Origin of the sequence: Streptomyces erythrochromogenes, assembly GCF_036170895.1 — a bacterium.
Taxonomy (GTDB): Bacteria; Actinomycetota; Actinomycetes; order Streptomycetales; family Streptomycetaceae; genus Streptomyces; species Streptomyces erythrochromogenes.
Genome location: NZ_CP108036.1, coordinates 6,846,243 through 6,864,075, shown reverse-complemented (window position 1 = coordinate 6,864,075; position 17,833 = coordinate 6,846,243). Strand labels below are relative to the sequence as shown.

Sequence of the window (17,833 nt, the reverse complement as noted above, 5' to 3'; positions counted from 1 at the left end):
GCATCTGCGGGGGGGGCCACGGCCGTACCGGCTTCGTCCGGTGTCAGGAGGCGACGGGCTCGTGCGTGATCTCGACGCCGCCCGAGTCACCGAAGGTGAGGCGGCAGGTGTCGGCGCGGTAGGTCGCCACCGAGACCGCCGCCGTGCCTGCGGCGGTGAAGTACCGCGTGGTGACCAGGAGCACCGGAGCGCCGGGCAGCCGGTCCAGTTCCTTGGCGTCGTCGGCGCGGGCGGAGCCCAGCTCCACCGAGCGGTCCTGGCCGTCGAGGACCAGCCGCTGCAGCTCGCGCAGGACGGCACGCGCACGGGCAGGACCCGACGGGGCCTCGATGGCGGGCAGTCCGGGCACCGAGGCGGCCGGCACGTACAGCAGCTCGGCGGCGACGGCCTGACCGTTCGTCATCCTGGTGCGGCGCACGGTGTGAACCGGCTGGTCGGCGGCGAACGCCCCACCCGTTCCGAGGAGCTTCAGCACCGCGGCGGGCGGCAGGGACTCCGAGGCGTCCTGCGGCTCCCAGCCGTCGACGGCCTCCCCCGGCCAGCTGTGCTGCGCGCTGCCGACGGCGACGCCGACGCGCGGCGGGGCGACGGTGGTGCCGACGCCGCGGCGGCGCTGCAGCCGGCCTTCGAGCTCCAGCTGCTCCAGCGCCTGACGCAGGGTCGCGCGGGCGACTCCGAAGCGGGCTGCGAGTTCACGCTCGTTGGGCAGCACCTCGCCGACGGCGAAGTCCTGGTCGAGCGCCTCGCTGAGGACGGTCTTGAGGTGCCAGTACTTCGGCTCCGGCACCGTTTCGAGCTGCGTGGTCCCCACCCTGACTCCTCCTGCCATCGCTGCACTCGCCGTGTGTTCCAGCGGCAGTTCCGCGCCTTTGTTTATTAAAGGTTCCTGCACTATCCCTGCGACGATAGGACGGTGCACCCCCTTGGTCAAGACCAATGCTCATACCTTTGCCGGGCAGATCGGGCATATGTATCAAGCCGTTCACGGGATGTTCTCGTACGCCGCAGGGGCTTGTAGTCAAGGGCTACCCGACGGTAATCATGGCGGTGGGCACTCCTGACAGCCTGTCTCGCAGCCGTCCAACCGACGAGGAGCAGCATGACCGCCACGGTCTCCTTCACGATCGATTCGCCGCTCGGCCCCCGCACCGCCACCGTCGCCTACGAGCGCAAGGGCTCGGGCGAACCGCTTCTCCTCCTGCACGGCATCGGCCACCACCTCCAGGCCTGGCACCCGGTGACCGACATCCTGGCCGCCGAGCACGACGTGATCGCCGTCGACCTGCCCGGCTTCGGTGCCTCGGAGCCGCTGCCCAAGGGCGTTCCGTACTCCCTGGACACCGTGGCCCCGGCGCTCGGAGCACTCTGCACGGCCCTCGGCGTCGAGCGCCCGCACGTCGCGGGCAACTCCCTCGGCGGCCTGCTCGCCCTCGAAATGGGCCGGAGCAATCTCGTCCGCTCGGTCACGGCCCTCTCCCCCGCCGGGTTCTGGACCGAGGGCGAACGCCGCTACGCCTTCGCCGCGCTCCTCGCCATGCGGGCCGGCGCCCGGACGCTGCCCCTCCCCGCCGTCGACCGGCTCGCGCGCAGCGCCGCCGGCCGCGCCGCGCTCACGGGCACCATCTACGCACGCCCGTCGCGCCGTTCGCCCGAGGCCGTGGTCGCCGAGACCCTCGCCCTGCGCCACGCCACCGGATTCGAGGACACCCTGGCCGCAGGTGGTTCCGTACGCTTCACCGAGGACGTGCCGGGGCTGCCGGTCACCATCGCGTGGGGCACCCGCGACCGGCTGCTGCTGCGCCGTCAGGGCGTCCGCGCCAAGCACACCGTCCCCGGCGCACGGCTGGTCCGCCTCCCGGGCTGCGGCCACGTCCCGATGAGCGACGATCCGGCGCTCGTCGCCCGCGTGGTGCTGGACACGGCACGCCGCGCCGCCGTCCCGGTCGCGTGAGTGTGCGGACCGGGTCCCGGTCAAGAGGTTGAACGTCTGAACGGATGAGCGGCCGGCGGCTGTTCATCCGCGGTTCGCGTGGGCGACGCGGCCGGGCCGGTGCGCGACCGCACGCTGGTCCGACCCGTCCTCGCCGCCCCCTGGAGACGCACCGATGGCATCGACCCCACACACCCGACGGTCCCTCATCGGCGGTTCCCTCGCCCTGTCCTCCGCGCTGCTTGCCGCTCCGACGCTCGCCGCCCCCGCCTTCGCCCGCTCCGGCCGGCCGAACGCGCACTGGGGCGTCCAGTCCGGCGAGATCACCGCGCACTCGGCCACCGTGTGGACCCGTTCCGACCGCCTCGCGCGGATGTACGTCGAGACCTCTCCCAGCGAGGCGTTCCGCTACGCCGTACGCCGCCACCGCGGCCCGCTGCTCGGCCCGTCGAGCGACTTCACCGGAACGACCGTCCTGCGCGATCTCCCGCCCGGGCAGCAGGTGCACTACCGGGTCGTCCTGGCCGACCCCGACGACCCCCGCCGCACCGCCGAGCCGGTCCACGGCACCTTCCGCACCACCCCGGTCTCGCGCCGCCGCGACGTGCGCTTCCTGTGGTCCGGGGACCTGGCGGGCCAGGGCTGGGGCATCAACCCCGACGTCGGCGGCTACCGCGTCTTCGACGAGATGGGCCGGCGCAACCCCGACTTCTTCCTCTTCAGCGGGGACACGATCTACGCCGACGGGCCGATCAAGTCGGCCGTGCCCCTGCGCGACGGCACCGTCTGGCGCAACGTCACCACGGCCGAGAAGTCCAAGGTCGCCGAGACCCTCGACGAGTTCCGCGGGAACTTCCGCTACAACCTCCTCGACCGCAACCTCCTCGACTTCAACGCCCAGGTCCCCGTCCTCGCCCAGTGGGACGACCACGAGGTGCGCAACAACTGGTACCCGGGCCAGCTGATCGACGACCCCCGCTACACCGTCAAGGAGGCCGACACCCTCGCCACCCGGGCCCGCCGCGCCTTCGGCGAGTACTTCCCGGTGACCGACCTGCGCGGCGGCCGCGCCGAGGGCCGGATGTACCGCGTGATGCGGTACGGCCCGCTCCTCGACGTCTTCGTGCTCGACATGCGCACCTACCGCAACGCCAACTCCCCCGGCGACCGGGCCGAGGACCCCATCGGCATCCTCGGCGCCGAGCAGCTGGCCTGGATCAAGCGCGAGCTATCCCGCTCCCGGGCCACCTGGAAGGTCATCGCATCCGACATGCCCCTGGGCATCGTCGTCCCCGACGGGGCAGCGAACTTCGAGGCCGTCGCCCAGGGCGACCCGGGCGCCCCTTTGGGCCGGGAGCTGCAGATCGCCGAGCTGCTGCGGCACATCAAGCACCAGCGGATCACCGGCACCCTCTGGCTCACCGCCGACGTGCACTACACCGCCGCCCACCACTACTCGCCCGAGCGGGCCGCCTTCACCGACTTCGCGCCGTTCTGGGAGTTCGTCTCCGGCCCCATCGGGGCCGGCGGCTTCCCGGCCGGGCGGCTCGACGCCACCTTCGGCCCGCAGACGGCCTTCGTCCAGTCGGCCCCCTTCGCCAACATGTCGCCGTCAGAGAACCCCCCGTACTACGGGGAGGTCGACATCGACGGCGGCAGCGGGGAACTCACCGTCCGGTTGCGCCGCCAGGGAGGGGACGTACTCTTCACCCGGACCCTCCAGCCCGGGCGCGTGGGCCAGTAGGGCGACCGGGAGAAGGCCCCGAAAACTGGGTGAAATCGGCCAGATGGACACTTAACCAGTCGGTCACAGATCGTTCGTGATCACGCAACACCCTTGGGCAACAGTGGTGTGCATGACTGACCGTACCCACGCCTCCGCCCAGCGTCCCCACCGCCACCACTGGCGCCGCGACGTCGTCGAACTCGCCGCACTGTTCTGCGCCGTCGCGGTCGCCGACGCCATCGCCAATCTCGTCGTGCACGGCCCCCGGGGCCCGATCCTGCTGGTCGCCTCGGCCATCGCGCTGCTGGTGACCGCGGCGTTCCACACGTGGTGGGCGCGGCGCCACAGCCATGCGCCGCCGCCCAGCACACCGCCGCCGGGCGATCCGGCACCGTCGGCGGCCGCCGCCCCCGGGTCCGCCGGGGCCACCGCCCTGTGGCGGATGCGCACGACCGTACGCGACCAGCCCGGCTCCCTGGCCGTCCTGTGCACCGCCCTCGCCCGCAACGGCGTGGACATCCTGACCCTCCAGACGCACCCGCTGCCCGAGGGCGGCACCGTGGACGAGTTCCTGCTGCGCGCCCCGCAGCAGCTCCCCTCCGGCGACCTCACCCGCGCCGTCTCCCGGGCCGGAGGCCACAGCACCTGGATCGAGCGCGCCGACGCCCACGACCTCGTCGACACCCCGACCCGGTTGCTGGGCCTGGCCACCCGCACCGCGCTGGACGCCGCCGAGCTCCCCCTCGCCCTGCGCCAGCTGCTCGGCCGGTGCACGATCCACTCGATCCCGGCGACCACCCTCTCCGGACGCCCGAACGCCGGCGCGGACGCCCCCGTCGAGGGCGTGCTGGAGGCGACGGTCATGCGGCTGCGTGACCCCTCGGGCGGTGCGATCACCGTGGAGCGGCCCTACCTGCCCTTCACGCCGACCGAGTTCGCCCGGGCCCGCGCCCTCGTCGAGCTCGACGCCCGGCTCGGCCCGCGCGTCCCGCGCAGCCAGGACGTACTGACCCTCCCCGAGGGCAACGAGATCACCGTGCGCCGTGCCGACGCCTCCGACCTGCCCGCGGCCCGCGCGATGCACGACCGCTGCTCCGAGCGGACCCTCGGGCTGCGCTACCACGGCCCCGTCGCCGACGCCGACCGCTACCTCGGCCACCTGCTCAGCCCCCGCTTCGGCCGCACCCTCGCCGCCACCACCGCCTCCGGCAAGCTCGTCGCCCTCGGCCACCTGCTGTGGGACGGCGACGAGACCGAGATCGCCCTGCTCATCGAGGACGACTGGCAGCGCCGCGGCATCGGCTCCGAGCTGCTGCGCCGGCTCGTCGCCATGGCCGTCGAGGCCGGGTGCGACAGCGTGTACGCCGTCACCCAGGCCGCCAACACCGGCATGGTCGCCGCCATGCGCGGCCTCGGCCTCCCCCTCGACTACCAGATCGAGGAGGGCACGCTGGTGATCACGGCCCGGCTGGACGCGAAGCCCGTCGGCTCGCGGCTCCCGTACGAACTCCCCCTCGGGCTGCCGCACGAGCACCAGGCTCCGCGCCGCCCGCACTGAGCCCCGGCCGACCGCGGAACCCCCGGGCGCCCGCTCCGGCCGGAGCGGGCGCCTCCGTTCAGATCCGGCCAAACTCCGGACCTCGCCGTCACCGGCCGCGTCCCCCGGATCCCCTGAAGTCGCTTGTGCGCAGGGCCGGTTGATCACTTCGCGCCGCTTCCGACAGCCGTGCTCCAGCCCGTGTCAGGAGGCTGACGACAATCGGTGATGACGGGAGTACGCATGACATACGAAGATGGCCGCATGTCAGAGACCCTCCACACCGGCAGCGCCCCCCGGCTGCCCCGCCAGGTGGCCGACGATTACGTCGACGGCCTCATCGCCCTCGACCCGATCACCGGCACCTACCTGGGTGTAGCCGAGAGCTCCGCCAAGCTCCCCGACTTCTCCCCGGCGGGCCGCGCCGCCGTCGCCGAGCTCTCCCGTGAGACCCTCGCCCGCCTCGACGCCGCCGAGGCGCTGCCCGGCGCCGACAGCGATGCCGAGCGCCGCTGCGGCCGCCTGCTCCGCGAACGCCTCACGGCCGAGCTCGCGGTGCACGAGGCCGACGAGGACCTGCGCGCGGTCAGCAACATCCACAGCCCCGTGCACTCGGTCCGCGAGGTCTTCTCCCTCACCCCGGCCGACACCGACGAGGACTGGGCGGCCATCGCCGAGCGGCTGCGAGCCGTCCCCACCGCCTTCGCCGGCTACCGCGAGACCCTGCAGCTCGGCCTGGACCGCGGTCTGTACGGCGGCCCGCGCGCCACCGAGACCATGATCGGCCAGCTGACCACCTGGGCCGGCCAGGACGGCTCCGCCGCGGCCTTCTTCGAGGACTTCGCCTCCGGCGGCCCCCAGGCCCTGCGCGCCGAGCTGGACACGGCGGCCGCCGGCGCCACCGCCGCCGTCGTCGAACTGCGCGACTGGATGGCCGCGGTGTACGCCCCCGCCGTCGAGGGCCGGCCCGACACGGTGGGCCGCGAGCGCTACGCCCGCTGGTCCCGGTACTTCAACGGCACCGACCTGGACCTGGACGAGGCGTACGCCTACGGCTGGTCGGAGTACCACCGGCTGCTCGCCGAGATGAAGACCGAGGCGGCCAAGATCCTCCCGGGCGCCGGCCCCTGGGAGGCGCTGAAGCACCTGGACGAGCACGGCACCCACATCGAGGGGGTGGACGAGGTCCAGGCCTGGCTGCAGGGCCTGATGGACGAGGCCATCGAGAACCTCGACGGCACCCACTTCGAACTGGCCGAGCGCGTCCGCAAGGTGGAGTCCCGCATCGCCCCTCCGGGCGGCCCCGCGGCTCCGTACTACACCTCCCCGTCGGAGGACTTCTCCCGGCCCGGCCGCACCTGGCTGCCCACCATGGGGCAGACCCGCTTCCCGGTCTACGACCTGGTGTCCACCTGGTACCACGAGGGCGTGCCGGGCCACCACCTGCAGCTCGCGCAGTGGACGCACGTGGCGGACCAGCTCTCCCGCTACCAGGCCACCGTCGGCTGGGTCAGCGCCAACTGCGAGGGCTGGGCGCTGTACGCGGAGCGGCTGATGGACGAACTGGGCTACCTCAAGGACGCCGAGCAGCGCCTGGGCTACCTGGACTGCCAGATGATGCGCGCGGCGCGGGTCATCGTCGACATCGGCATGCACCTGGGCCTGGAGATCCCGGCGGATTCGCCGTTCCACCCGGGCGAGACGTGGACCGTGGACCTCGCGCAGGAGTTCTTCGGCCTGCACAGCGGCCGGCCGGCGGAGTTCGTGGAGAGCGAGCTGACCCGCTACCTGTCCATGCCGGGGCAGGCGATCGGCTACAAGCTGGGCGAGCGCACCTGGCTGCTGGGCCGGGACAACGCACGTGCCGCGCACGGCGATTCCTTCGACCTGAAGGCCTGGCACATGGCGGCGCTGTCGCAGGGTTCGCTGGGGCTGGACGACCTGCTGGACGAGCTCTCGAAGCTCTGACGGCACCGCAGCCGGCTGCCGGACGAGGTACGGGCCGCTCCTCTCCCCCGGGAGCGGGCGGCCCGTGCGCGTGGGGCGGGCACATCAGCAGCCGCAGTCGTCCGAGTCGGTCGGCGCGGTCAGCGGGTCGGCCTCGCCGCGCTGCTGCGTGCCCTGCCAGGTCTCGACCTCGAAGCCCTCCCGGATCCAGTACTCGATGCCGCCGAGCATCTCCTTGACCTGGAAGCCCAGTTCGGCCAGGGCGAGGGCGGAGCGGGTGCCGCCGTTGCAGCCGGGGCCCCAGCAGTACGTCACCACGGGGAGGTCCTTGTCCAGGAGCCGCTCGGCCTGCTCCGGGACCAGGGCGGTGGGCAGGTGGATCGCACCGGGCACGTGCGCCTGGTCCCAGGAGGGCGTGGAGCGGGAGTCGACGAGCTGGAAGCCCAGCTCGGCGCCCGTCTCGCGGTGGGCCTTGAAGGCGCTCGCGACGTCCGAGACGTCCGCGTGGAAAGCCAGGCTGGCAGCGAAGTACGCGGCGGCCGCGGCCGGGGAGGCCGGGGGCACGCGGAGCACCGGGTTGGTGGCGGCGGGGGCGGAGGAGGCGTTCTGCGTCGTCGTCATGGCCAGAAATCTACGATCTGTTGATCATCCCTGGAAGTCGGTTTCCCCGGCCTTCTCCTTGTCTCACCGGGGAATCCCCTGCTAGACCTGCCACATGACCGACTATTCCCCTGACGCCACCGACTGGCGGATCCTCGAAGCGCTCCAGCGGGACGGCCGCGCCAGTTTCACCGAGCTCGCCCGCTCCGTGTCCATGTCCGCGAGCGCCGTCACCGAGCGGGTCCGCCGGCTGGAGGAGGCCGGAGTGATCACCGGCTACACGGCCGTGGTGGACCCGGAGAAGCTCGGCAAGTCGATCCTGGCGCTGGTGCGGCTGCGCTATCCGCACGGCAACTACAAGCCGTTCCACGACTTCCTGGAGGCCACCCCGGAGATCCTGGAGGCCCATCACGTCACGGGCGACGACTGCTTCGTCCTCAAGGTCGCGACCCGCTCGATGGGGCACCTGGAGGAGGTCACCGGCCGGATCTCGGGACTCGGCTCGGTGACGACGAGCATCGTCTACTCCTCGCCGCTGCCCCGCCGCCCGCTCAGCCCGTGAGCCTTCCGGGCCCGCTCGGTCCGTGATCCGCTCAGTCCGTGAGGGCCGCCGTGCGGTGGCGCACCACCGAGCCGCCGCGCTGCTTGACGATCTCCAGCTGGGCCTGGACCCGGGTCCGCAGGTCGGCGACGTGGCTGACGATGCCGACACTGCGGTCCCGCTCGCGCAGCGAGTCCAGCACGTCGAGCACCTCGTCCAGCGCCTGGTCGTCGAGGCTGCCGAAACCCTCGTCGATGAAGAGGGTGTCGAGGCGCGTGCCGCCCGCCTCGTCGGTGACCACGTCGGCGAGGCCCAGCGCGAGGGCGAGCGAGGCGAAGAAGGTCTCGCCGCCGGACAGGGTGGCGGTGTCCCGCTCGCTGCCGGTCCAGGCGTCGACCACGTGCAGCCCGAGGCCGGAACGCCCCCGTCCACCCGCTCGCGCGTCGGAGTGGACCAGGGTGTAGCGGCCACCGGACATGCGCAGCAGCCGTACCGTCGCGGCGGCGGCAACCTGCTCCAGGCGGGCGGCCAGTACGTAGGCCTCCAGGCGCATCCTGCGCTCGTTGTCGGCGGAGGTGCCCGCGGTCAGGCCGGCCAGCCGGGCCACCCGGTCGTAGGCCTCCCGCAGCGGGCCGAGCGCGCGCAGTTCCTGCTCCATCTGCCGGGAGAGCCGGTCCAGCTCGGTGCAGCGGACCCGGGCCGCGTCACAGGCGGAGCCTGCCGTACGAAGCTTCGCCGCGGCCCGTACCGCGTACGCCTCGGCCGCGTCCGGTGCGGCCGGAGGCAGCGCCGCCGCCTCGGCGGTGCCGCTCTCGCCGAGGCGGTCCGCCAGGAGGGCCTCCTCCGCCTGCCAGGCGTCCGACCGGTGCTGGAGCGCGGTGCGTTCGTACTCGGGGAGGACGGCGTCGGCGGCGGCCTCGATGGTGTCGAAGCCGGCCTTGAAGGCGGCGTCGGCGAGCTGGTCGTCGGCCTCCTTCAGCCGGGCGGCGGCCGTCTCGGCCCGGCGCAGGCAGGCCGCGGCCCCGGCGACGATGCGGACCCGGTCCTCCAGGGTCCGGGCACGGGCCGCGACGGTGGGCGCGTCGCGGCGTACGAGGGCGAGTTCGGCCTCCAGCGAGGCCTGCTCCCGGTCCAGGGCCTCGCGGCGGGAGGCGCGGGCGGCGGCCCGGGTCTCGGCGTCGAGCCGGTCGGCACTGCGCGCGGAGTGCTCCCGTTCGGCCCGGGCGAGCTGCTCGCGGGCGGCGTGCAGGCCGGCGGCCGCCGCGTGGGCGGCGGCGTGGCGGGCACTCAGGTCCGCGGTCAGGGCCAGGAGTTCGGCGGTGGTGGCGTCCCCGGCGGCGGAGGCCGCCTCGGCGCGGGCTTCCCGGGCGGCGGCCAGGCGGCGCTCGACGGCGGCCCGGGCCTGCTCGGCCTCTTCGAAGGCGGCGTGGGCGGCGTCCTCGGCGGCCCGGTCCACGTGGCCGGGGGCGGGGCGGGCCGGAGCGGGGTGCTCCGCGGATCCGCACACGGTGCAGGCCTCTCCGGCCACCAGTGCCTCGGCGAGCTCGGCGGCGATTCCGCGCAGCCGGGCCTCCTTGAGCTCCAGCCAGCTTTCGCGCGCGGCGGCCGACTCCTCGCGCAGGTCGAGCAGTTCGCCCTCGGCACGTTCGGCGTCGGCGGCGAACTCGTCCCGCCTGCGGGCGGCGTTCAGGTTCATCCGGGCCGGTTCCAGCCGGCCCGCGAGCTGCTCGGCCAGCGTGGCGGCCTGCTGCGCGGCGTCCACCCGCTCCTGGAGGGCGGTGCGGGTCTCCTGCCAGCGCTCCAGCCACTCGGCGGACTCCTGGTGCTGCTCCTCGGCGGCCCGCGACTCCCGTTCCAGGTCGGCCCGTTCACGGCCGATCCCGGCGCAGCGCTGCTCGGCGCGGTGGGCGGCGCCGAGCGCGCCCAGCTCCTCGCGCAGCCGCTGCTCGACGGTGGCGAGCTGCTCGGCGCCCGCCTCCCGCAGCGGGGGCGGCAGTTCCGCCCGCGCGGCCGTCTCGGCGTGCGCGGCGGCGAGGTGCGCCGAGGAGGCCGCGCCGCGCAGTTCCAGGGCGGGGGCCACCAGGGCGCCCCGCCGGGCCCCGTCCAGCAGGCCGCGCACGCGCTCGCGCTCGGGCCCCGCCTCGGCGAGCAGGGCGGCGCGGCGGGCGGTCTCCGCGTGCCGGCGCTGGAGCCGGTCGAGCTCGCGCGCGTCCTCGGCGGCCAGCCGGGCGGCGGCGTGCCGGCTTTCGACGGCGGCCAGCGCGTACTCGGCGACGTCGAGCCGTTCCCGGGCCGAGCAGCGGGCGACGGCCGCCCAGGCGCGGACCGCCCCGGCCAGCCCGGGGTCTCCCGGCTGGTGTCCGGGCAGCGGCCAGGCCCGCAGATCGGCGCTGTCCCCGGCGGCCTGGGCGAGCCGCTGGGCGGTGTGGAGCACCTTCTCGTCGCCGGCCCGGACCCTGGCCTCGGCGGCGCGGCGCCGCTCCCCGAGCAGGGTCTCGACCGCGGCGAACCGGCGGGTGTCGAAGAGCCGGCCGAGGAGCCGGCCGCGGGCCGCCTCGTCGGCGCGCAGGAACCGGGCGAACTCCCCCTGCGGCAGCAGCACGACCTGGCAGAACTGCTCGCGGCTCATGCCGAGCAGCTGCTCGACCTCCTCACCGATCTCCTGGTGGGAGCGGCTGAGCGCCTCCCAGCCCTCGCCGGTGTGCTCGCGCAGCCAACTCTGCGCCTTGTCCTTGGTGGTGCCCGTGCCCCGCTTCTTCGGACGCTCCTGTTCGGGGCGGCGGGTGATCTCCAGGCGGCGGCCGCCCGCGGTGAGTTCGAGGGTGACCTCGGTGGGCGTGCCGGCGGCGGCGTGGTCGCTGCGCAGGCTGGTGCCGGGAGCCTGCCGGGCGCCGGGCACGGAACCGTAGAGGGCGTAGCAGACGGCGTCGAGCACGGAGGTCTTGCCCGCGCCCGTGGGGCCGTGCAGCAGGAAGATCCCGGCGCCGGACAGGGCGTCGAAGTCGATCTCCTGTGGGTCGGCGAAGGGCCCGAAGGCGGTGACGGCCAGCCGGTGCAGCCTCATCGGTGGGTCTCCCGGCGGCTGTCGTCGGCGCGTACGTCGTCGAAGGCGCCCTGGAGGACGGCCCGTTCGGCCTCGTCCGGGTGTCCGCCGCCGCGCACGTGGGCGACGAAGTCCTCGGCGATCTGCTGGTCGGTGCGGCCGCGCAGCCGCTGGGCGTAGGAGGCGCCGGTCTCCTCCTGGCGGCCCTCGGGGTCGAAGGCGAGGGTGAGGGTGTGCGGGAAGCGGGCGGCGAGGCGGGCCATGGGATCCTCGGGACGGACCGGGTCGGTGAGGGTGGCCTCCACCCACGCGTCCTCGTGCACGGCGTACGCGGGGTCGTCGAGCAGGTCGTCGATCCGTCCGCGCAGCCTCGCGAGGGCGCGCGGCACGGGGGTGTCGATGCGCTCGGCGGCGGCGATCTCTCCCTGCGCCCCCAGTTCGATCAGCCACATGGTCTTGCGGTGGTCCGCCTCGGAGAAGGAGTAGGCGAGCGGGGAACCGGAGTAGCGGACCCGTTCGTTGATCGTCTGGCAGCCGTGGAGGTGGCCGAGGGCGGCGTAGTCCACCCCGTCGAAGACGGAGGCGGGCACGGCCTCGACGCCGCCGACGCTGATGTCGCGCTCGCTGTCGCTGGCCTGCCCGCCGGTGACGAAGGCGTGCGCCAGGACGACGGAGCGGGTGCCGGGCGGGCGGGTGGCGAGGTCGGCCCGGATCCGGTCCATGGCCGCGCCCAGGACCGCCTCGTGGCTGACCTTCCGCGCGGCGAACTCGTCCTTGACCAGGGCCGGCTCCAGGTAGGGCAGCCCGTACAGCGCCACGTCACCGTGTACGTCGGCCAGCACGACGGGGTCGGCGCAGCCGGCCGGGTCGGTCCGCAGGTGGATCCCGGCGCGGCCGATCAGCCCGGCCCCGACCCCGAGCCGGCGCGCGGAGTCGTGGTTGCCGGAGATCATGACGGTGGGCACCCCGAGCCCGGCAAGCCGGTGCAGGGCCCGGTCGTACAGCTCGACGGCGGGCAGCGGGGGCACGGCACGGTCGTAGACGTCGCCGGCGACGAGGACGGCGTCGACCTCGTGCGCGCGGACCGTCTCGACGAGGTGGTCCACGAAGGCGGCCTGGGCGCCGAGCAGGTTCACCCGGTGGAAGGCCCGGCCGAGGTGCCAGTCGGAGGTGTGCAGGAACTTCACTCGCCGGCCCCGCCGCACATGCCGTCTCCCCCTGGTCGTCTCCCGCTCGCTGAACCCCACTACGCTAACCCGTCCCCGGGGGCGCTCAGGGCGCGTACGTCTCCCCGCCGAGGGTGAGGGCGGCCGTACCGGCCGTGCTGTCGGCGAGCCAGGCCTCGAAGGCGGGCAGATCCGCCTCGGGGAGGGCGACCTCGATCTCCACGGCGGCCCCGTAGCGCAGGTCCACCACGGTCCGGCCGGTGGAGCGCAGGTCGTTCTGGGTCTTGCCGGCCCGCTGGTGGTCGACGGTGACGGTGGCCAGCCGGTAGCGCCGCCGGGTCACGGTGCCGAGTTCGTCGAGCGCCTCGCCGACGACGCCGCCGTAGGCCCGGATCAGCCCGCCTGCGCCGAGCTTGACGCCTCCGTAGTAGCGGGTGACGACGGCGACGGCGTAGCGGACGTCCCGGCGCATGAGCATCTGCAGCATGGGCACCCCGGCGGTACCGCCGGGCTCCCCGTCGTCACTGGCCTTCTGGACGGCTGCGTCGGCGCCGATGACGTAGGCGTAGCAGTTGTGCGAGGCGGTGGGGTGCTCCTTGCGGATGCGTGCGACGAACTCCTGCGCCTCCCGCTCGGTCGCGGCGGGCGCGAGCGAGCACAGGAAGCGCGAGCGGTTGATCTCCGACTCGTGCACGCCCTCACGGGCCACCGTCACGTACTGGTCTGCCTTCACCGCTCCACCCTAGTCCGTGGCCGCTCAGGCCCCGGCGCCCCGCTGCGGCACCGCCTTCCCGGGCGGGCCCGGCCTGCCGGGCGGGGTGTGTGCCGAGCGGCCAGCGGGAATCGGGGGTGCGGGATTTCGGTTGATGCGGCTGAGCAGCAGACGACGGCAGACAGCAGCAGGAGGCGGCACGCGTGTACGGCGATCCGGCAACCATTCGCAAGATCCTCACCGAGCTCGGCGACACCTGGGCCGTGGTGGGCCTCTCGAACAACCGGGACCGGGCGGCCTACGGGGTGGCCCGTGTGCTCCAGCAGTACGGCAAGCGCGTGGTCCCCGTGCACCCCAAGGCCGAGACCGTGCACGGCGAGCCGGGGTACGCCTCGCTGGAGGCGATCCCGTTCAAGGTGGACGTGGTGGACGTCTTCGTGAACAGCGAGCTGGCCGGGGCCGTGGCCGACCAGGCGGCCGCCGTCGGCGCCGAGGCCGTCTGGTTCCAGCTCGGCGTGATCGACGAGGCCGCCTTCGACCGGACCCGCGAGGCCGGGCTGACGATGGTGATGGACCGCTGCCCGGCGATCGAGATCCCGGCCCTTTAACCTTCCCGGCCCGCGGCCGTGCCGCCGTGTGCGTGCGCGGTCGCGGTCGCGGGGACCGGCGCGGACACCGGCGGGACCGACACCGCGAGGGTCATCTCCATCGGCACGGAGCCTTCGTTGCGGTAGGAGTGCGGGAGGTTGGCCTCGAAGGCGGCCGCGGCTCCGGTGGGGACGCGGAACTCCTCCTCGCCGACCACCAGGGTCAGCTCCCCGGCGGTGACGTGCAGCATCTCGATGGTGCCGGAGGGGTGCGGGACGGAGTCCGTGCCCTCCCCCGGTACCAGGTGCCAGGTCCACAGCTCCATGGGCCCGCGCTCGTCGGTGCCGATCAGCATGGTCGTGGAGCTGCCCGCCTCGCTCGACCAGATCCGCACCACCTGCTCCGGTGGGACGACCCGGACCTGGGGGCCGCGGTCGTAGTCCAGGAGCGCGGAGATGCTGACGCCCAGCGCGTCGGCCAGCCGGACCGTGGTGCCCACGCTGGGGTTCGTACGGGCCTGCTCGATCTGGATGATCATCCCGCGGCTCACGCCGGCGCGGGCCGCCAGGGAGTCCAGCGTGAAGCCGCGCTCTCCGCGCCACCTCTTGAGGTTCCGGGCGAGCGCCTGGCTGAGCTGTTCGAGATCCGACACCATTCCGTCCAATATCCTGGATGACACGGTCCAACAGGGTGCACTAACGTGTTCCGTATTCGATGCTGCACTCCGGCGTTCACTGCACTGTACTGCGAGGCCTCCCGATGACCGCCCTCTTCGCCCTGGCCACAGCCGTGCTGTGGGGCCTCGCCGACTTCGGCGGCGGGCTGCTGACCCGCAAGATACCGGCGCTCACGGTGGTCGTCGTCTCGCAGGTCGTCGCCGTCGTCGTGCTGGGCGCCGTGGTCCTCGGCACCGGCGCCTGGCACGAGGCCGACCCCCGGCTGTGGTTCGCCGTCGCCGCCGGCCTGGTCGGACCGGTCGCCATGCTCAGCTTCTACAAGGCGCTGGCCCTCGGCCCGATGGGCGTGGTCTCGCCGCTCGGCTCCCTCGGCGTGGTCGTGCCCGTCGCCGCCGGGCTGATGCTGGGCGAGCGGCCCGGCCCGGGCCAGTTCGCCGGTATCGCCGTGGCCGTCGTCGGCATCGTCCTCGCCGGCGGACCCGAACTGCGCGGCGCCCCCGTCCAGCGGCAGGCCGTGGTCCTCACCCTGGTCGCGGCCTTCGGCTTCGGCGCCGTGATGGCCCTGATAGCGCAGGCCTCCACCACCCTCACCGGGCTCTTCCTCGCCCTGTTCGTCCAGCGGGTCACCAACGTCGCCGTCGGCGGCGCAGCCCTCTGGGTGCAGTCCCGGCGCGGTGTCCCCGCCCTCCCGGAGGGCACCGGCCCGCGGATCCTGTGGGGGCTGCTGCCCGCGCTGGCCTTCGTCGGCCTGGCGGACGTCGCGGCGAACGGCACGTACTCCGTCGCCGCCCAGAACGGCCCCGTCACCATGGCCGCCGTACTGTCCTCGCTCTACCCGGTGATCACCGCGCTCGCCGCCTTCGCCTTCCTCAAGGAGCGACTGCGCACCGTCCAGGCGGCGGGTGCCGGCCTGGCCCTCGCGGGAACGGTCCTGCTGGCCGCCGGCTGAGGCTTCCCTACGGGCGCCCTACTTCTCGGCCTCGGCGAGCTCGGCCCCCGCGTGCCCGGCCCCCGCGCGCCCGGCCTCCGCGTGCTCGGCCTCCGCGTGCTCGACCTCCGCGTGCTCGGCCCCCGCGTGCTCGACCTCGGCCAGCTCGGCCTCGGTGAGCTCGGCCAGCCCCCGCAGCTGCTGCGATGTCATGCCGTCCGGGATCGGAACGGGCGCCGGGGTCCGCAGCGGCGGCTGCCAGCCCGTCTCCGGCGTCCAGCGCCGTACGATGCGCGCCGGCGCCCCCGCGACCACGGCGTGATCGGGCACTTCGCCCCGTACCACGGCCCCCGCGGCCACGACGACGTTGCGACCCAGTCGCGCGCCCGGCAGGATCACCGAACCGGTGCCGAGCCAGCAGCCGGAGCCGATCTCCACCGGTGCACTGCGCGGCCACTGCCGCCCGATGGGCTCGTGCGGATCGTCGTAGCTGTGGTTCGTGGACGTGATGTAGACGCCGGGCCCGCAGAAGGTGTTCGACCCGATCGTGATGCGGGCGTCCGCGATGACGTGACTGTCCCGGCCGATGACCACCCCGTCGCCGAGCACCAGCATCGGTTCGGCGCCCAGGTCGAGGTCCGGCATCATGCCGGCGGTCAGGGTGACCTGCTCGCCGATGATGCAGTGCCCGCCGAGCCGGATCCACCGCTCGCCGAAGACCGTGCCCTGCGGGAACGCGAGCCGGGTGCCGTCCCCGATCGCACCGAACCGCAGCCGGCCCGGAGTCTGCGCGGTCACGGCGCCGGCCTGCTGCATCCAGCGCCAGCCGGTGTGGACCACGCGGCTCGCCAGCCTGCGGCGCAGGGCCGCCACAGATGAGAACGTGTTCTGTTTCTTCGGCACCCGGCCACGGTAGTGCGCCGGGCCCCGGTCGGCCGGACGACGATCCTGTGATCTTCACCCCATCGCGGGAGCGGTGGGCCGTGTGCCCTACCGTGCTGTTGGCGCGGCACCAGGACGACAGACCACTGACCACAGACGACGGACGGCAGAGGAAGAGAACATGACGCACCAGGCGGCCCAGGCACTCGTGGCGGGTGTCGGCGGAAAGACCCCGGACATCGACCCCACGGCCTTCACCGCGCCCACCTCGGTCGCGGTCGGCGACGTCACCCTCGCCGCCGGCGCCAGCATCTGGTACTCGGCGGTGCTGCGCGCCGACTGCGGCCCGATCGCCCTCGGCGCCGACAGCAACGTGCAGGACAACTGCACGCTCCACGTGGACCCGGGCTTCCCCGTGTCCATCGGGGAGCGCGTCTCCATCGGCCACAACGCCGTCGTGCACGGCTGCACCGTCGAGGACGACTGCCTGATCGGCATGGGCGCCACCATCCTGAACGGCGCGGTCATCGGCGCCGGTTCCCTGGTCGCCGCGCAGGCGCTGGTCCCGCAGGGCATGGTCGTCCCGCCCGGCTCGCTCGTCGCGGGCGTCCCCGCGAAGGTGCGGCGCGAGCTGACCGAGGAGGAGCGCGAGCACATCCGCATCAACGCCCTGATGTACGTGGAGCTGGCCAAGCAGCACCGCGCCTCGGTCACCCCGGACGCCTAGGACGCCGTCCCCGGATGCCGCTCCCGCCCTTCCCGAACCGTCCGCTCGGTGGGGCGGCGCCGCGTGCGAGAGCCCTCCCGGCCCCCGTCCGACCACTCCGGCCGGCCGGTCCGGCCCCGGCGTCTCCGCCGCCGTCAGTCGCCGACGGTGGCGCGGGCCGCCGACTGCGCGGGGATCTCCGCGCCGGCTGCCCCGGCGGCCTCGGCCGCCTTCTTCATCCGGCTGCGCACCACCAGGGTCACGACGAGCCCGAACACCACGGCGAGGCCCAGGGCCAGCCAGGAGAACCGCTTCAGCCAGGGCTCAGCGACGATGCCGACCGAGTAGATGACGGCGGTCGTTCCGCCCGCCCAGAGGATCCCGCCGAGGACGTTGGCGACGAGGAACCGCCAGTACGGCATCTGCAGCACGCCCGCCAGCGGCCCGGCGAAGATCCGCAGCAGCGCCACGAACCGGCCGAAGAAGACGGCCCACATGCCCCACTTCTCGAAGGAGCGTTCCGCCAGGGCCACCTGCTGGGGTCCGAAGTGCTTCGGGAAGCGCCGGCCCAGCCGGTCCAGCAGCGGCTTGCCGCCCCTGCGCCCGATGGCGTAGCCGATCGAGTCGCCCACGATGGCGCCGGTGATCGCGCAGAGCCCCAGTACGACGGGGTCGATCTCCCCGTGCTGCGAGGCCAGCAGCGCCGAGCTGACCAGGACGATCTCGCCGGGCAGCGGGATGCCGAGGCTCTCCAGGCCGATGACCAGACCCACCAGGAGATAGATGCTGACCGCCGGAATCGTCTCCAGCCATTCCTGGATGTGCACCGGTACGTCCTCCCGAATCGTCC

General features: G+C 73.8%; 16 protein-coding genes. 8 read left to right on the top strand and 8 right to left on the bottom strand.

Annotated elements, in window-relative coordinates; genetic code table 11:
• Positions 1 to 43 precede the first annotated feature (43 nt).
• Entirely contained in the window at positions 44 to 811 is a 768-nt protein-coding gene (locus tag OHA91_RS31490) for a GntR family transcriptional regulator (protein ID WP_031149983.1), read from the bottom strand.
• Positions 812 to 1,099: 288 nt separating this feature from the next.
• Between OHA91_RS31490 and OHA91_RS31485 the strand changes: the two genes are divergently transcribed.
• From OHA91_RS31485 to OHA91_RS31470, 4 genes are all read left to right on the top strand, one after another.
• Positions 1,100 to 1,951, top strand: coding sequence for an alpha/beta fold hydrolase (locus OHA91_RS31485; protein WP_031149981.1), 852 nt, complete (start codon positions 1,100 to 1,102; stop codon positions 1,949 to 1,951).
• 154 nt (positions 1,952 to 2,105) lie between these two features.
• Entirely contained in the window at positions 2,106 to 3,674 is a 1,569-nt protein-coding gene (locus tag OHA91_RS31480) for an alkaline phosphatase D family protein (RefSeq protein WP_266503292.1), read from the top strand.
• A gap of 112 nt (positions 3,675 to 3,786) precedes the next feature.
• Positions 3,787 to 5,214 (top strand): GNAT family N-acetyltransferase, encoded by a 1,428-nt coding sequence (locus tag OHA91_RS31475; protein WP_031149977.1) that lies wholly within the window; start codon positions 3,787 to 3,789, stop codon positions 5,212 to 5,214.
• A 243-nt stretch (positions 5,215 to 5,457) separates the two neighbouring features.
• Complete coding sequence (locus OHA91_RS31470) at positions 5,458 to 7,161, top strand: DUF885 domain-containing protein (protein WP_031149976.1); 1,704 nt, start codon at positions 5,458 to 5,460, stop codon at positions 7,159 to 7,161.
• 84 nt (positions 7,162 to 7,245) lie between these two features.
• Here OHA91_RS31470 and OHA91_RS31465 read toward each other — a convergent pair whose 3' ends face one another.
• On the bottom strand, positions 7,246 to 7,761 hold the full coding sequence (locus OHA91_RS31465) for a rhodanese-like domain-containing protein (RefSeq protein WP_031149974.1): 516 nt from the start codon (positions 7,759 to 7,761) through the stop codon (positions 7,246 to 7,248).
• Between the two features lie 94 nt (positions 7,762 to 7,855).
• Between OHA91_RS31465 and OHA91_RS31460 the strand changes: the two genes are divergently transcribed.
• Positions 7,856 to 8,302, top strand: a complete 447-nt coding sequence (locus tag OHA91_RS31460) for an Lrp/AsnC family transcriptional regulator (RefSeq protein ID WP_031149972.1) — start codon at positions 7,856 to 7,858, stop codon at positions 8,300 to 8,302.
• 31 nt (positions 8,303 to 8,333) lie between these two features.
• On the opposite strand, the gene OHA91_RS31455 is transcribed toward OHA91_RS31460, so the two are convergent.
• The 3 genes from OHA91_RS31455 to OHA91_RS31445 form a co-directional block, all read right to left on the bottom strand.
• Positions 8,334 to 11,345, bottom strand: a complete 3,012-nt coding sequence (locus OHA91_RS31455) for an AAA family ATPase (RefSeq protein ID WP_266503287.1) — start codon at positions 11,343 to 11,345, stop codon at positions 8,334 to 8,336.
• Positions 11,342 to 12,511 (bottom strand): exonuclease SbcCD subunit D, encoded by a 1,170-nt coding sequence (locus OHA91_RS31450; RefSeq protein ID WP_266503285.1) that lies wholly within the window; start codon positions 12,509 to 12,511, stop codon positions 11,342 to 11,344. The genes OHA91_RS31455 and OHA91_RS31450 overlap by 4 nt, the downstream gene beginning before the upstream one ends.
• Before the next feature lie 85 nt (positions 12,512 to 12,596).
• Positions 12,597 to 13,223, bottom strand: coding sequence for a YigZ family protein (locus OHA91_RS31445; RefSeq protein WP_031149966.1), 627 nt, complete (start codon positions 13,221 to 13,223; stop codon positions 12,597 to 12,599).
• A 182-nt stretch (positions 13,224 to 13,405) separates the two neighbouring features.
• Between OHA91_RS31445 and OHA91_RS31440 the strand changes: the two genes are divergently transcribed.
• The gene (locus OHA91_RS31440) at positions 13,406 to 13,810 is read left to right on the top strand and encodes a CoA-binding protein (RefSeq protein ID WP_030841981.1); all 405 of its coding nucleotides are present in this window, start codon (positions 13,406 to 13,408) and stop codon (positions 13,808 to 13,810) included.
• Here the strand turns inward: OHA91_RS31440 and OHA91_RS31435 are convergent.
• On the bottom strand, positions 13,807 to 14,442 hold the full coding sequence (locus tag OHA91_RS31435) for a helix-turn-helix domain-containing protein (protein ID WP_078959254.1): 636 nt from the start codon (positions 14,440 to 14,442) through the stop codon (positions 13,807 to 13,809). The genes OHA91_RS31440 and OHA91_RS31435 overlap by 4 nt on opposite strands.
• Positions 14,443 to 14,549: 107 nt before the next feature.
• Here OHA91_RS31435 and OHA91_RS31430 point away from each other — a divergent pair, with 107 nt between their 5' ends.
• Positions 14,550 to 15,416 carry a DMT family transporter gene (locus tag OHA91_RS31430; protein ID WP_031149961.1) on the top strand — a complete coding sequence of 289 codons (867 nt, stop codon included), beginning with the start codon at positions 14,550 to 14,552 and terminating at the stop codon, positions 15,414 to 15,416.
• Between the two features lie 18 nt (positions 15,417 to 15,434).
• On the opposite strand, the gene OHA91_RS31425 is transcribed toward OHA91_RS31430, so the two are convergent.
• A complete protein-coding gene (locus tag OHA91_RS31425; RefSeq protein ID WP_328740460.1) occupies positions 15,435 to 16,298 on the bottom strand; it encodes an acyltransferase in 864 nt (287 codons plus the stop codon).
• A 160-nt stretch (positions 16,299 to 16,458) separates the two neighbouring features.
• Between OHA91_RS31425 and OHA91_RS31420 the strand changes: the two genes are divergently transcribed.
• On the top strand, positions 16,459 to 17,004 hold the full coding sequence (locus OHA91_RS31420; RefSeq protein WP_031149957.1) for a gamma carbonic anhydrase family protein: 546 nt from the start codon (positions 16,459 to 16,461) through the stop codon (positions 17,002 to 17,004).
• Between the two features lie 134 nt (positions 17,005 to 17,138).
• Here OHA91_RS31420 and OHA91_RS31415 read toward each other — a convergent pair whose 3' ends face one another.
• Positions 17,139 to 17,810 carry a DedA family protein gene (locus OHA91_RS31415; protein ID WP_031149955.1) on the bottom strand — a complete coding sequence of 224 codons (672 nt, stop codon included), beginning with the start codon at positions 17,808 to 17,810 and terminating at the stop codon, positions 17,139 to 17,141.
• Positions 17,811 to 17,833: the final 23 nt, after the last annotated feature.